Annotated in this window: 11 protein-coding genes and 3 pseudogenes; 7 read left to right on the forward strand and 7 right to left on the reverse strand. The window is 76.1% G+C overall.

Translation table 11 applies throughout. The annotated features are described in order from the left end of the window. Positions 1-638 precede the first annotated feature (638 nt). The 6 genes and pseudogenes from ITJ85_RS14270 to ITJ85_RS17545 form a co-directional block, all read right to left on the reverse strand. The gene (locus tag ITJ85_RS14270) at positions 639-2,213 is read right to left on the reverse strand and encodes a PP2C family protein-serine/threonine phosphatase (protein ID WP_217913769.1); all 1,575 of its coding nucleotides are present in this window, start codon (positions 2,211-2,213) and stop codon (positions 639-641) included. Between the two features lie 34 nt (positions 2,214-2,247). Beyond that, a complete protein-coding gene (locus tag ITJ85_RS14275) occupies positions 2,248-2,739 on the reverse strand; it encodes a cation:proton antiporter regulatory subunit (protein WP_217913770.1) in 492 nt (163 codons plus the stop codon). A 4-nt stretch (positions 2,740-2,743) separates the two neighbouring features. After that, positions 2,744-3,916, reverse strand: coding sequence for a cation:proton antiporter (locus ITJ85_RS14280; protein WP_217913771.1), 1,173 nt, complete (start codon positions 3,914-3,916; stop codon positions 2,744-2,746). A 72-nt stretch (positions 3,917-3,988) separates the two neighbouring features. Then, entirely contained in the window at positions 3,989-5,095 is a 1,107-nt protein-coding gene (locus tag ITJ85_RS17540; protein ID WP_425517123.1) for a quinone-dependent dihydroorotate dehydrogenase, read from the reverse strand. 319 nt (positions 5,096-5,414) lie between these two features. Then, positions 5,415-5,459 (reverse strand): annotated as a pseudogene (locus tag ITJ85_RS17700) (hypothetical protein); the annotation flags it as partial. Positions 5,460-5,902: 443 nt separating this feature from the next. Next, positions 5,903-6,556, reverse strand: a pseudogene (locus ITJ85_RS17545) (DUF2254 family protein); the annotation flags it as partial. Here ITJ85_RS17545 and ITJ85_RS14290 point away from each other — a divergent pair. Beyond that, complete coding sequence (locus ITJ85_RS14290; protein WP_217913773.1) at positions 6,524-7,999, forward strand: MFS transporter; 1,476 nt, start codon at positions 6,524-6,526, stop codon at positions 7,997-7,999. The pseudogene ITJ85_RS17545 and the gene ITJ85_RS14290 overlap by 33 nt on opposite strands. A gap of 7 nt (positions 8,000-8,006) precedes the next feature. Beyond that, positions 8,007-8,498, forward strand: a pseudogene (locus tag ITJ85_RS14295) (TetR/AcrR family transcriptional regulator); the annotation flags it as partial. Positions 8,499-8,524: 26 nt separating this feature from the next. On the opposite strand, the gene ITJ85_RS17550 reads toward ITJ85_RS14295, so the two are convergent. Continuing rightward, complete coding sequence (locus tag ITJ85_RS17550; protein WP_343232954.1) at positions 8,525-9,118, reverse strand: MarR family winged helix-turn-helix transcriptional regulator; 594 nt, start codon at positions 9,116-9,118, stop codon at positions 8,525-8,527. A gap of 59 nt (positions 9,119-9,177) precedes the next feature. Between ITJ85_RS17550 and ITJ85_RS14300 the strand changes: the two genes are divergently transcribed. The 5 genes from ITJ85_RS14300 (at position 9,178) to ITJ85_RS14320 (ending at position 14,233) form a co-directional block, all read left to right on the forward strand. Continuing rightward, the gene (locus ITJ85_RS14300) at positions 9,178-10,641 is read left to right on the forward strand and encodes an MFS transporter (RefSeq protein ID WP_217913775.1); all 1,464 of its coding nucleotides are present in this window, start codon (positions 9,178-9,180) and stop codon (positions 10,639-10,641) included. Between the two features lie 51 nt (positions 10,642-10,692). Beyond that, positions 10,693-10,875, forward strand: coding sequence for a DUF2795 domain-containing protein (locus tag ITJ85_RS14305; RefSeq protein WP_217913776.1), 183 nt, complete (start codon positions 10,693-10,695; stop codon positions 10,873-10,875). A 7-nt stretch (positions 10,876-10,882) separates the two neighbouring features. Then, the gene (locus tag ITJ85_RS14310) at positions 10,883-11,125 is read left to right on the forward strand and encodes a DUF2630 family protein (RefSeq protein ID WP_217913777.1); all 243 of its coding nucleotides are present in this window, start codon (positions 10,883-10,885) and stop codon (positions 11,123-11,125) included. Next, the gene (locus ITJ85_RS14315; RefSeq protein WP_281412257.1) at positions 11,023-12,777 is read left to right on the forward strand and encodes a RecQ family ATP-dependent DNA helicase; all 1,755 of its coding nucleotides are present in this window, start codon (positions 11,023-11,025) and stop codon (positions 12,775-12,777) included. Before ITJ85_RS14310 ends, ITJ85_RS14315 begins: the two co-directional genes overlap by 103 nt. Before the next feature lie 97 nt (positions 12,778-12,874). Continuing rightward, entirely contained in the window at positions 12,875-14,233 is a 1,359-nt protein-coding gene (locus tag ITJ85_RS14320; RefSeq protein ID WP_217913779.1) for a hypothetical protein, read from the forward strand. Positions 14,234-14,250: the final 17 nt, after the last annotated feature.

Raw genomic sequence — 14,250 nt, forward strand, 5'->3', positions numbered from 1 at the left:
CGGCCCCGCCGGCGTTGTTCACCACCCGGCTGCGCAGGATGATGAGCGGGGCGCCGCTGCGCACGCCGCCGCCGGCCTCCCCGTCGCCCCCGTCGCCGCCGACGGCCGCCTCGCCCGCGCCGGGCGCACCCGCCGCGCCGCCCGGCGCGGCGCCGCCCGTGATCGTCAGGTCGCGCACCGTCACGGCCCCCGCCGTTGCGGCCACGTCGAGCACCCGGTCGAGGCCCGCGGCGTCGATCACGGTGGCGCCGGCGCCGGCCCCCGCGAGCGTGACGGGCGCGAGGGCGTCGAGGTCGCCGGTGCGGCCCGCGTCCTCGCGCGCGCCGGGGATCGCCAGGCGGTGGACGCCCGGGCCGAGCGCCACGAGGTCGGCGCCGGGGTCGCCCGGCGCGCACTCGCCGGGGCCCGCCGGCACCGCGTCGCCGTTCGCCGACAGCAGCGCCTCGCGCAGCGAGCAGGCGCCGTCGGCCGCGATCGCGTCGGCGGTCGTCGTGACGGCGATCGTCGCCCCCGCACCCGTCGCCGGCAGCCCCGCCGCCAGGGCGAGCGCGCCCACGAGGGCTCCTCTCATGCGGATCACCGCGCGATGATCGGGGGGGCCCCGGGGCCGGTCAACTGGCCGTCCGGGGGGTCGCGCCTCAGCGCGCGGGGCGCGGGCGCTCCACGGCGAGCACGACGACGTCGTCGCGCAGGCTCTGGTCCTCGTGGCGCCGGGCCGCCTCGATCATGCGCTCGACGCGCAGCTCGAGCGCCGACCGCCGCTCGGCCTCGAGCACGACGCAGGCCCGCTCCACGCCGAAGGTGTCCGCGCCCTGGCGGGCCTCGATGAGGCCGTCGGTGTAGAGCACGATCGTGCCGCCGTAGGGCAGCGCGGTGCGCGTCACCGGCCACTCGGCGGCGTCGAACACGCCGAGCAGCGGCCCCGACCTGGCCGGCTCGAGCGGCTGGCAGCTGCCGTCGGTCATCACGATCGGCGGCGGGTGACCGGCCGGGGCGAAGCTCACCGAGCCCCGCTCGTCGATGAGCATGTAGATGATCGAGGCGAACAGGCCCTCGGCGCGCTGCTCCGGCGAGCCCATCTGCGCGTTGAGCCCGGCCAGCACCTTCGCCGGGTCGGGGTCGACCGAGACCAGCGTACGCCAGCCGAAGCGCAGGCCCGCCGCCTGGGCGGCCGAGGAGGCGCCGTGGCCCGCCATGTCGCCCACCATCACCGCCAGGCGCCCGTCGGGGAGCACCATCGCGTCGTAGAAGTCGCCGCCCACCAGGAGGGCCCGCTCGGCGGGCCGGTACCGCGCGGCCAGGCGCAGCCCGCGCACGCCGGGCAGCCGGGCGGGCAGCAGGCCGTGCTGGACCGTCTCCCACAGCTCGCGCTCGGTCTTCTGGGCGGCCTCGCGCCGGGCGGCGGCCGCGACCGCGTCGCGCTCCTGGCGCACCTCACGCTGCATGAGGTTGAACCCCTCCATCAGCTCGGCGAGCTCGCGCACGGCCTCGCGGCGCGCCGGGATGGGGTCGGACAGCCGGCCCCGCGTGACGCGCGTGACGCCGGCGCTGAGCAGCGCCACCGGCCCGCCGACCCGCCGCCAGACCTGGCGCGAGACGACCGCCACCATGATCAGGGTCAGCAGGGCGGCGGCGGCGATGGCGTAGAAGGTGAGCCGGCGGCGCCGGTCGTTGTCGCGCAGCCCGTCGAGCCGCACCTGCTCGATCGCCTCCAGCAGCCGCGCGTGCTCGGCGCGGAACGCGTTGAAGCGGGCCTCGCTGAGGCCCTGGTCCACGCGGTCGACGGCCTCGTCGATGCGCCCCTGGCGGCGCAGCCGGATGAGCTCGACCGCCTCCTGGAACCAGAGGCTCGCCGTGCGGTCGACCGCCTCGGCCGACGCCTCGAGGGGCGCCTCGCCGGCGAGCACGGCGCGCAGGTCGTCCATCACGCCCGGGTAGCGCGAGCGCGCGGTCGTGTACGCGGCGAGGTCCTCGCCGCGGGCCAGGAGGATGTAGGCCCGGTTGGCGCTCTGGGCGCTCAGCAGGTCGATGAGCAGCCCGTTGGCGGCGCGCTGGCGCTCGAGCGCGGTCTGCGCGCCCTCCCGGTACTCGCGGGCCGTGGTGACCATGCCGGTCAGCGCGACCGTGATGAGGAGCGTGAGCACCACCGCGAGCGCCCCGACCAGTCCGGCGAGGACGCCGCGCAGCGAGCCCGGCCCGCGCAGCCGCCTCACAAGGGCGGCGCGCCCGTCGACGATCCCGCGCGGATCAGTCGGGCGGCCCCTCCGCCACGAGGCGCCGGATCTCCTCGAAGGTGGCCGGCCGCCCGATGACGACGAGCGTGTCGTCGGCGCGCAGCACCTCGTCCGGGTGCGGCGTGGCGAGCGACCCCGACTCGCGGAGGATCGCCACGATCGTGGCGCCGGTGGACGAGCGGATGCGACAGGTCGCGACGGTGAGGCCCACCAGCGGGCTGGTCGCCGGCAGCTCGATCCACTCCATCACGAGGTCCTTGAGGGCGACCTCGAGGTCCTTGACGAGCTGCGGCCGGTAGACGACGCCGCCGATGATGGCGCCGAGCTGCCGCGCCTCCTCGTCGTTGAGGGTGATGACGTGCGGCTCCTCGTCGCCCTCGGGGTAGTGGTAGATCTCGCGCAGGCCGTCCATGTGCACGACCGACGACACCTTGTCGCCGCGGCTGGTGCGCAGCGTGAACTTCGTGCCCACTCCCGGGAGACGGGTCTCGCGGACCTCGAGCATCGGGCTATCTCCTCGACTCTCTTCGGACGGCGCGCGGTGGGAAGGCGAGCCGTCCGATACGCCGCGACTCCCTCATCAATACCACCCCGGCGACAGCGGTTACCAGCACGAACAGGCCGGCGAACGGGGCCACGAGCCCCCTGAACTCGGCGTCGAGCGCCGCCCCTCCGGCCGCCAGGCCGGCGAGGATGATCGTGAACTCCCCCCGCGCGACCAGGGCCGCGCCCACGTTGACGCTCTGGCGCGGCGAGAAGCCGTTGGCCCGGCCGGCGACGAACCCGGCGACGAGCTTACCGATGACCGCAACCGGCACGGCGGCCGCCAGCCACAGCCCGGCGTCGTCGGCCTCGCTCAGGTCGACCTCGAGGCCGAAGGCGAAGAAGAAGATGGCCGCCGCGAAGTCGCGCAGGCCGAGGAGCTGCTGCTCGATCTGGTCGCGCACCTCCGATCCCGACAGCAGGATGCCGGCCAGCAGGGCGCCGACCGCCTCCGACAGCCCGGCCGCCTCGCCGAGCGCGCCGCCCCCGATCGCCACCGCCAGCGCGCCCAGCAGCAGCTGCTCGCGATCGAGGCGCGGCCCGATGCGGTCGAAGACGTGGTGCGCCCAGCGCCCCAGCAGCAGGCAGGCGATCACGAAGCCGAGCGCCAGGCCCGCGGTGCCCGCGATCTCGAGGCCGCCCACCGCCTCGCCGGTGGCGAGGGCCGCCGCGATGCCCAGGAAGAGCGCGATCGCGAGGTCCTCGAACACCAGCACGCCCAGCACCAGGTCGGTCTCGTCGTCGGCCAGGCGGCGCAGGTCGAAGAGCGCGCGGGTGACGATGCCGCTGCTGGAGATGTAGATCAGCCCCGCCAGCAGCACCGCCTCGGGCGATGGGCCGAGCAGCAGCACCCCCACCAGCAACCCGAGCCCGGCGTTGACCACGAGGTCGATCGCGCCGCCCACCACGACCATCCGGCGGGCGGCCGTCAGCCGGTCGAGCGAGAACTCGAGCCCCAGGAAGAACAGCAGCAGCACGATGCCGAGGCGGGCGAGCAGCTCCGTGCCCTCGGACGGCGAGACCACCTCCGGGAACCCGGGGGACGGGCCGAGCAGGATCCCCGCGACGATGAAGATCGGGATCGCCGACAGGCGCAGCCGTCCCGCGAGCGCGCTCGCGACGACGAGCGTCACGAGCACGACGGCGAGATCGCTGAGTTCGAGCAGGGAGGCCCTTGCGTGTCGGTGGACGGGGCCGGGAGGCCCCAGAGCCTACCGCCGGCCGCCCCCGCCGATCTCGGCCACGCGCGCCACGCCCTCGCGCGCCATCCGCGCCTCGAGGCCGGCGCAGATGGCCCGTGCGGTGCCCGGCCCCCCGTAGACGAAGCCGGTGTAGACCTGCACGAGCGCCGCCCCGGCGGCGAGCTTCTCCCAGGCGTCGTCGGCGTCGAAGACCCCGCCCACGCCGACGACGGCCAGCGCGCCGCCCGCGCGCGCCGCCACCCGGCGCACCATGGCCGTGGAGCGCTCGCGCAGCGGCGCGCCCGACAGGCCGCCCTCCAGGGCCGCGAGCGTCGGCGGCGAGGCGAGCCCCTCGCGGCGCAGCGTGGTGTTGGTGACGATCACCCCGGCGAGGCCCCGCTCGAGCGCGAGGTCGACCGCCGCGTCGGCCTGCCCGGGCTCGAGATCCGGCGCGAGCTTCACGAGCACCGACCGCGGCGGCCGGCCGTGCGCGCGGGCGAGCCGGCGGTTGACGGCGTCGAGGGCGGCGAGGATCTCGCCGAGCGGCCCCGCCGCCTGCAGGTCGCGCAGCCCCGGGGTGTTCGGCGAGGAGACGTTGACGGTCACGTAGTCGGCGAAGCCCCACAACGCCTCGAGCGAGCGGGCGTAGTCGGCGGGCGCCGCCTCCGGCGGCGTGACCTTCGACTTGCCCAGGTTGACGCCGAGCGGCGCGCGGCCCAGCAGCCCGCGCCGGCGCCAGCGGGCCAGCCGCCGGGCGGTCGCCTCGGCGCCCTCGTTGTTGAAGCCGAGCCGGTTGATGAGCGCCCGGTCGGCCGGCAGCCGGTGGATGCGCGGGCGCGGGTTGCCCGGCTGCGGCTCGGCCGTGACCGTGCCGATCTCCGCGAAGCCGAAGCCGAGCGCCGGCCACGCGGGGACCGCCGCGGCGCGCTTGTCGAGGCCCGCCGCCAGGCCGACCGGGTTGGGGAAGCGCAGCCCGAGCGCGTCGACGGCCAGCGCGGGCGACGTGGGCGGGCGGCGCAGCCGCCCGAGCACGGGCGACGCGGCCGCGAGGCCGCCGATCGCGAGCTCGTGGGCGCGCTCGGGGTCGAGCCGGAACAGCAGCGGGCGCACCAGGGAGGTGTAGAGGCCGGGGCTCACGGCCCCGCAGCCTACGACCTCGCCCCCGCCCCCGAGCCGACGCCCTGCATGTCGGCCGTCGCCTCGGCGCCCGCCGCGGCCGCCGGCTCGGCGAGCAGCCGGCGCCGGCGCTCGGGCGGCGGGCGCCGCTCCGGCGGGGCGATGGTGAGCGGGGTCGTCGAGCGCGGCCGCGAGGCGGCGCGCCACCTGCGGCGAGGTCGCGCCGGCGCGGCGGATCTCCTCGAACGCCAGGTCGACGTGGCCCGCCCAATCCATCGTGCGCGGCCAAGGCGCAGCCGCCGTCATCGTCGCGGACGCGCCCGTCGGGGAACGGGCGCCGCACGAGCCGGCGCAGGCGGTCGTGGAGCCGGTCGATCGCCTGCACCGCGGTGGTCGGGTCGAGGAACGGCTCGGAGAGACCGCGCTCGGCGATGTCGACCGAGCAGCCGCATGCCGTCGGCGAGGTCCCGGTCGAGCGTGCGCTCGGAGCCGAGCCCCACGAGGCGGGCGACGCGGTCGCGGTCGATCGCCGCGTCCGGCGGCTCGATGCGCACGAGGGCCGCTTGCGACCGGCACGTGGTCGCCCATCGCCGGCACCACCTCCAGGGTGCAGTCGGCCTCGCCCGCCGTGTCCACCAGGTCGCCGGTCGCGATGTGGACGACCACGCCCGACCGCGCGGCCGTGATCTCCCCCGGGCCGGGGCCCGGCGCGAGCGCCTCCTCGCCCGCCGGGTCGTCGACCAGCTCGCGCAGGCGGTCGCGCACCAGCTCGATGAGCGTGGAGACGTGCACGTGGTCGACGAGCAGCAGGAGGCTCGCGATCGTGGCGTGGGCGAACGTGCCCACGAACAGCCCGATCGCGAGCCGGCTCGTGGTGTCCTGCAGGATCGATCGCGCGATGCGCGGCGAGAACCGCCCCATCGCCAGCCGCACGACCACCATCGTCACCGTCAGGACGAGCCTGGCGAGCGTGACCATCGACGTGGCGACCGTGGCGAGGATGGCCATCGCCGCGTCGGGGTCCGGTCGGCCTCGGGCGGCACGACGTCCCGGCCCAGCCAGCGGTCGAGCGCGATCGTGCCCAGCGACAGCGGCACGCCCGCGACCACGCAGAGCGCCGGCACGAGCGACAGGCTCGCGCGGATCCGACGCATCGGCCGGAACGCCGTCACGCCGCGCCCGCTCCCCCGCCGGCGCGCGCCCCGGACGACGGTCGCCGAGAACCGCCGGCCGAGGCGGGGCTCGTCCCCCCCGACGGCCGGCGCGCCGCCTCGGCCCCCGGGGCCTGCGCGGACGCCCCGCGTCGTCGGCCGCGGCCGGCCGCGAGCCTTTGCTGAATGTTGGCTGAACGGGGGGCCGCGGCAAGTGGACCGCCCACTCCGCTTTCCCTAGCCTGGCGAACCGGACTCGCGCGTCCGCTTCTGCATGACCGTCCCCGAGGAGCAACCCTTGAGTTCCCCCGCCCCCGCGGAGGCCGGGCACGACCGCCGCTGGCTCGTGCTCGTCCTCGTCTGCATCGCGCAGTTCATGGTGGTGCTGGACGCCACCGTCGTGAACGTCGCGCTGCCGTCGATCCAGACCGACCTCGAGTTCTCACCCTCGTCGCTGCAGTGGGTCGTGAACGCCTACACGCTCGCCTTCGGCGGCTTCCTGCTGTTGGGCGGGCGCGCCGCCGACTTCGTCGGCCGCCGCCGCCTCTTCGTGGCCGGCGTGGTGCTGTTCACGACCGCGTCCCTGGTCTGCGGCCTGTCCGAGTCGTCGGGCGTGCTCGTCGCCGCCCGCGCGCTGCAGGGCCTCGGCGGCGCGATGGTGTCGCCCGCCGCGCTGTCGATCGTCACGACCACCTTCAAGGAGACCCGCGAGCGCACGAAGGCGCTCAGCATCTGGGCCGCGATCGCCGTGGGCGGCGCCGCGGTCGGGCTGCTGCTGGGCGGCGTGCTGACCGAGTACATGTCGTGGGAGTGGGCGTTCTTCGTGAACGTGCCCGTCGGCATCGCCTCGGTGCTGCTGTCGCTGCGCTTCGTGCCCGAGTCGACCGTGGCCGGCGCCCGCGGCATCGACGTCGGCGGCGCGATCAGCGTCACCGCCGGCCTGACCCTGCTGGTCTACGGCATCGTCAAGACCGAGGCGTACGGCTGGGCCTCGGCCGAGACCGCGCTGCTGCTCGGCGGCGCGGCCGTGCTGCTCGCCGCCTTCGTCGTCATCGAGCTGCGCCACCGCGCGCCGCTCGTGCGGCTCGGCGTCTTCCGCACCCGCTCGCTGGCGGGCGCGAACGTGTCGATGCTCGCCGTGACCGGCGGCATGTTCTCGGTCTTCTACTTCGCCTCGATCTACGTCCAGCAGACGCTGGGCTTCTCGCCGGTGCAGGCGGGCCTCGCCTTCCTGCCGCTGACGGCCGGGATCATCGTCTTCTCGGGCATCGCGCAGCAGCTGATCGGCCGCGTCGGGGTGCGCCCGGTGGGGCTGACCGGCATGGCCGTGGCGGCCGTCGGGCTGCTGCTGCTGTCGCGCGCCGGCGTCGACGGCACGTACGTCGCCGACCTCCTGCCCGGCCTGCTCGTGATGTCCGCGGGCCTCGGCCTGACCTTCGTGCCGCTGACGCTCATCGCCACGGCCGGGGTGGCCGACGCCGACGCGGGGCTCGCCTCGGGCGTCTTCAACTCGTCGCAGCAGATCGGCGGGGCGCTGGGCCTGGCGATCCTCACCACGATCGCCACCGGTCAGACCGAGGGCGCGCTCGAGGCGGCCGGCCCGTCGGCCGGGCCGGCCGAGCAGGCGTCGGCGATGGTCGAGGGCTTCCAGGCCGCGTTCGCGGGCGGGGCGGGGCTCATGCTCGCCGGCGTCGTGATCCTCGCGGTGTGGGTGCGACGGCGCGACGTGGCGGACATCCAGGCCTCCGAGGGGCCCGCGGTGCACGGGATCTGATCCGCTCGTGAGCCCCAACCTCCGCTCGGACGCGCGCCGCAACCGCGAGCGCATCGTCGCGGCCGCGTCCGAGCTGTTCGCCGAGCACGGCGCCGACCTCTGCGTCGACGAGATCGCGCGCCGTGCCGGCGTGGGGCACGCGACGGTGTTCCGCCGCTTCCCGACGAAGGACGACCTCGTCCTGGCCATGTTCGAGGAGCGGCTGGCCGACGCCGCGGCGGCCGTCGAGGAGGCCGCCCGAGCCGACGACCCCTGGGAGGCCCTCGTGGCCGCGATGGCGGTCATCGCCGAGCGCCAGGCCTGCGACCGCGGCATGAAGGACGCCGCCACCAGCCGGATGATCGGCTCGCCGCGCCTGCGCGAGGCGCGCCGGCGCATCACCGCCCCGTTCGGCGACCTGCTGCGCCGGGCCCAGGCGGCCGGCGTCGTGCGGGCCGACCTCGAGCCCGAGGACGTGATCTTCCTCGTCACCGCGGCCACCAGCGCGGCTCCGCGGCCGCTGCGCATGCCGGGCCTGTGGCGCCGCTACATGGCGGTGATCCTCGACGGCATGCGGCCGGCGGGCGCGTCCCCGCTGCCCGTGGCGGCGCCCTCGCCCGGCGAGCTGGAGGCCGCGCTGGAGGCCGCGGCCGAGGCCGACGCCGACCGGCGGGACTCGTCGGCCTGAACCGCCTTCAGCAGCGCCGCCACGCCCGCCACGAGGTCGGCGCGGTCGCCGGGGCCGAGGGCGGCCAGCAGCTCGCGGTAGCGGCGCTCGGTGACGGCGCTCGCCTCTTCCATGACCGCCCGGCCGGCCGCGGTGAGGCGCACGGGCCTGCGGCGCCGGTCGCCGTCGCCGGCCACCCGCTCGACCCAGCCCTCGCGCCCCAGGCCCTGCGCCATCCGCGTCGCCGTGCTGACCGCCACGCCGGTGCGGGCGGCGAGCTCGGAGATGGCGAGCGGGCCGCCGGCCAGGGCGAGCAGCGCCAGGTGCTGCGGCACGGTGAGCCGCTCGGCCGCCGTGGCGTCCGCCCGGCGGCGCTCGTGGCGGCGCAGCAGCAGCGGCGCCACGCGCGCCCGCAGCTCGGCGAGGGAGCGGGCGAGGGCGTCCAGGTCGCTGTCAGGGGCGGGGCCGGCCATCGCTTGTATTCTGCAACATTTCGGGCCGCACCGGTGGCCGACGACACGCGAGGTGATGGATGAGCGAGCGAGCGCGCAGCGTGCACCCCGGGATGACGCTCGGCCTGCTGGCCGTCGTGTGCGTCTCGTACGTGCTGCAGCAGACGCTCGTCGTGCCGGCCCTGCCCACGATCCAGCGCGACCTCGGCACCACCACCGCCTGGGCGACGTGGGTGTTCACGGGCTTCCTGCTCACCTCGGCGGTGGCGACCCCGCTGCTCGGCAAGCTCGGCGACACCTACGGCAAGAAGCGCCTGCTGATGGTCGCGATGGCGATCTTCGCGGTCGGCACCGTGGCCTCGGCGCTGGCCGGCTCCATCGCGATGCTGATCGCGGCGCGCGCCCTGCAGGGCGCGGCCGGGGCGATCTTCCCGCTGGCGTTCGGCATCGTGCGCGACGAGCTGCCGGCGCACCGGGTCGGCATGGGCCTGGGGCTGCTGTCGGCGACCTTCGGCGTGGGCGGCGGCGCCGGCCTGGTGCTGAGCGGCGTGATCCTCGAGCACCTGCACTGGAGCTGGCTCTTCTGGATCGGCGCCGCGCCGATCGTGGTCGCGCTGGTGCTGGTGTGGCGGATGCTGCCCGAGTCGCCCATCCGCACCCCCTCGCGCGTCGACTGGCAGGGGGCCCTCGCCCTGTCGGTGGGCCTCTGCGCGCTGCTCGTGGCCCTGAGCGAGGGCGAGTCGTGGGGCTGGCTGAGCGGCGCGACGCTCGGGCTCTTCGCCGCCGCGGCGCTGGCGCTGTGCGGCTGGGTGGCGGTCGAGCTGCGCGTCGACGAGCCGATGGTCGACATCGGGATGATGCGCGACCGCGCGGTGCTGTGGACCAACATCGTCGCCTTCATCGTGGGCTTCGCGATGTTCGGCGTGTTCCTGCTGGTGCCGACCTTCGTCCAGATGGGCGCCGGCCTGCCGCCCGAGGTGGCGGCGCTCGTGCCCTACGGCATGGCCGCGAGCGTGATCGTCGCGGGGCTCTACCTGCTGCCCTCCTCGGCGGTGATGCTCGTGGTCGGCCCCACCGCCGGCGTGCTGGAGGGCCGCGTGGGCGCCCGCGCGCTGACGCTGGCCGGCAGCGTCGTGCTGGGCGCCGGCGGGCTGCTGCTGGCGGTGGCCCACGACTCGGGCGCCCAGATCGTGGCGGGCAACGCGCTGGTCGGCATGGGCGTCGGCCTGGTCTACGCGATGCTGGCCAAGCTCATCGTCGACGCCGTGCCGCCGTCGGCCACCGGCGTGGCGATGGGCATGAACACCGTCATGCGGACGATCGGCGGCGTGGTCGGCGGCCAGGTGGGGGCGGCCCTGCTCAGCGCGTTCACCATCCCGGGGACGGGCGGCATCCCCCAGGAGCGCGCCTTCACCATGACGTTCCTCGTGGCGGGCGCCGCGGCGCTGCTGGCGGCGGCGGCGACCCTGCGCATCCCCCCGCGCGGCAGCGAGGCGGCCGCCGCCGGGCGGGTCGCGCTGACCGCCGAGCCCGGCCGGGGGTGATTGGCCCGTGTCCCGGGCGGGTAGGCCGGGTCGGGACACCAGGAGGCCGAGATGGACGTGAACCCGATCGACGTGCAGCGCTACCTGAAGGGCGCCGACTACCCGACCAGCGGCGAGCGGCTCGCCGAGCTGGCCGAGGGCAACGGCGCGCCGCAGGAGATCGTGGACCGGCTGCGCGGGCTCGGCGGCGGCGAGCTGTCGGGGCCGGACACCGTGATGGAACGGCTCGGGTAGGCGGGCCGTGGCCGACGAGCAGGTCCACGACGTCATCGAGCGCCTGGTGGCCGAGGAGCACCGCCTGATGGAGCTCGAGGACTCGGGCGAGGCGACCGCCGACGACCGCACCCGGCTCGGCGAGGTGCGGGTGCAGCTCGACCGCTTCTGGGACCTGCTGCGCCAGCGGCGGGCCGAGCGGGCGGCCGGCCGCGACCCGGAGGACGCGTCGCTGCGCGACGCCGGGACGGTCGAGGAGTACGAGCAGTAGCCGCGCGGCGCCCCGCGCCGGCCGAGGGCCCGCTCGAGCGGGCCCTCGCGCGCTTCGGGCACGAGGCCTTCCGGCCCGGCCAGCGCGAGGCGTTGGAGGCGCTGATGTCCGGGCGCGACGTGCTGACCGTGCTGCCCACGGGGGCCGGCAAGTCGCTCATCTTCCAGCTCGCGGCGGAGCTGCTGGAGGGGCCGGTCGTGGTGGTGTCGCCGCTCATCGCGCTGATGCGCGACCAGATCGACTCGCTCGAGGAGGTCGGCGTCGAGGCCGCGCGCATCGACAGCAGCCGCGGCGACCGGGTGCGGCGGCGGGAGGCCGCGCGCCTGGCCTCGGGCGAGGTGCGCATCGCCTACTGCACGCCGGAGCAGCTCGAGGACGACGCGATGGCCGAGGCCCTGGCGGGCGCCCGCCCCGCGCTGCTGGCCGTCGACGAGGCCCACGCCCTGTCGCACTGGGGGCGCAGCTTCCGCCCCGCGTTCCTCGGCGTCGGCGCGGCCGCCGAGCGGCTCGGCCGCCCGCCGATCCTCGCCCTGACCGCCACCGCCGGGCCGTGGGTGCGCGAGGACATCGTGGACACGCTGCGCATGCGCGACCCCGCGACGATCGTGCGCGGCATCGACCGCCCGGAGCTGCGCCTGGAGGTGACCCGCGTCGAGCGGGTGGTCGACGAGCTCCGCGCGATCGGGCGGCTGCTCGTGGGCGACCCCGGCGACCCCGGCGCGCCGGCGCCGCTCGAGGGCAAGGGCATCGTCTACACCCGCACGACCCGCGCCGCGCGCGAGACCGCCCGCTGGCTGCGCGACCGCGGCGTGGCCGCCGACTACTACCACGGCCGTCGCTCCGCCCGGGACCGCGAGCGCGTGCAGGAGGCGTTCGACCGCGGCGAGGTGCGGGTGGTGGTGGCGACGAACGCCTTCGGCCTGGGCGTCGACGTGCCGGACGTGCGCTTCGTGATCCACCGCCACGCGCCGGGCGACCTGGAGGCCTACTGGCAGGAGGCCGGGCGGGCCGGGCGCGACGGCGCGCCCGCGCGCTGCGTCCTCGTCTACCGGCCGGCCGCGCTGGGGCAGGCCGCGTTCATGGGCGGCACGCCCGTCGTGACGCGCGAGGACGTCGCGGCGCTGGCGGAGGCGCTCGCCGGGGACGGCGGTGGCCGGTCGCAGCGCGCGCTGGCCGAGGCCGCCGGCATGTCGGCCGGGCGGGTCGCGCGGGCGGTCGAGCTGCTCGAGGACACGGGCCTGGTGGCGCGCCGGCGCGGGCGGGTGCGGGCGGCCGGCCCCATCGACCCCGCCGCCGTGCCGCTCGTCGACGAGGCGCGCCGCGAGGCCTACGAGGAGAGCCGCATCGACGTGATGCGCGCGTACTGCGAGACCGACGGCTGCCGCCGCGAGTTCGTCCTGAACTTCTTCGGCGAGGAGCTCGCGGAGCGCTGCGGCAACTGCGACAACGACGACCGCCCGCCCGACCCGGCCGAGGCCACCGAGGCCCCGCCCGGGATCGTCGTGGGGGCGGCGGTGCGCCACCCGGCGTTCGGCCGCGGCACCGTGCAGCACGTCGGCGACGGCGCGATCACGGTGATGTTCGACGACGAGGGCTACCGCAGCCTGTCGGCCGAGCTGGTGGCCGAGGAGGGCCTGCTCCGGCCGGAGTAGCGGCCGGCCCGCGGCGGACCGGGGGCCCGCCGCGGTTGCCGCCGGGGCCGCGCGGGCAGATGGTCGACGCCCGGCTCATCGACCAGGAGCGTTCCACGTGACCAGCCTCGGAGCCCCCGACCCCTCGACGTCGGCGGCGCCGCCCGGCCTGCTCGACGCCCTGTCGTACCCCTTCTTCCAGTGCGTCGTCGACCGCAAGTCGCGGCGCGTGGGCCTCGGCATGACCGTCGAGTCGGAGATCCTCGACTACGCGAGCCCGTACGAGCCCGTGCCCCTGGGCGAGCTCGAGGAGGCCCTGCTGTGCACCGCCGGCACCGGCCTCACCGGGCTCAACCTGGGCGACCTCGACCCCGCCCGCGGCATGAGCACCCTCGTGCAGTGGACGACGCGCACCTGGCCCAGCTCGTGCTCCAACCACGGCACGGAGCTGTTCTTCACCAACGACGACGGCCTCTACATGCTCGACATGCACCGGCTGGTGCCCGAGCCGGGCGAGGTCTCGACGCTGTCGGGCCGCTCCCACGACGAGCAGGTCGAGCGGATGCTGGCGCTCTACCGCAGCGCCCGGGTGACGCTGAGCGAGGGACGGGCGCCCCTGCCGCGCACGCTGCCCGGCCTGTTCGACTTCAACCAGTGGAACGCCAACCAGCCGGGCACGACCCTGTTCATCCCGGTCACGAACACCACCCTCGAGTACATCAACCTGCTGTTCATCTACCTGGCGCGCTCGTACCGCTTCACGCTCGTCGACGAGCAGCACGGCGGCCGGCCGGCGGGGCTGCAGGCGGCGGTCGACTCCGGCCGCCTCGACCCGGCACGGCGCATGGGCATCGTCGAGCTGGAGCAGCGGGTGCTGTCGATGCTGGTCGTGGAGCAGGCGTTCATCTGCCAGAACATCAACCTCGCCCTGCAGGCGCTCGGGCTGGGCGGCTGGACCTTCACCGGCTACCTGGCGCGCTTCGTGATGGGCGGCGGCGACGTCCCCGGCCTCGGCTTCCGCTTCGCCACCGCGGCCGATGGCTCGACCTTCCCCGTGGGCCGCGACGGCCACTTCGAGGCCTTCACCCCGCCCTACCACGCCGACATGCGCGCCGCCGTCGACGCGTTCATGGAGGTCAAGTGGGCCGCGTTCGAGGAGGACGTGCCGAAGCCGTACCTGGAGCCCGACAAGGTCGTGTCGGCGGTGCCCCGGCCGCACCCGGACACGGTGGAGCTGGTGAAGGACTACTGCCAGTACTGCTGGGACACGTACGGGCGCTTCCCGGTCTACGCCGACCCGATGTACCAGCGGCTGACCGTGCAGGCCCAGCACGCCGACCCCGACTTCTACGAGCGCTACTACCCGCCGGGGGCGCTGACCGGCCAGCACCTCGCCCACTTCGAGCGCTGGCACCCGGAGACCGGCGGCGAGCCGCCGCGGCGCGGGACCGGGGGCGACGGCCCCGGCGAGCGCTGACCCCCGTCCGCCGGGGA

Source organism: Miltoncostaea marina, from assembly GCF_018141525.1.
GTDB lineage: Bacteria > Actinomycetota > Thermoleophilia > Miltoncostaeales > Miltoncostaeaceae > Miltoncostaea > Miltoncostaea marina.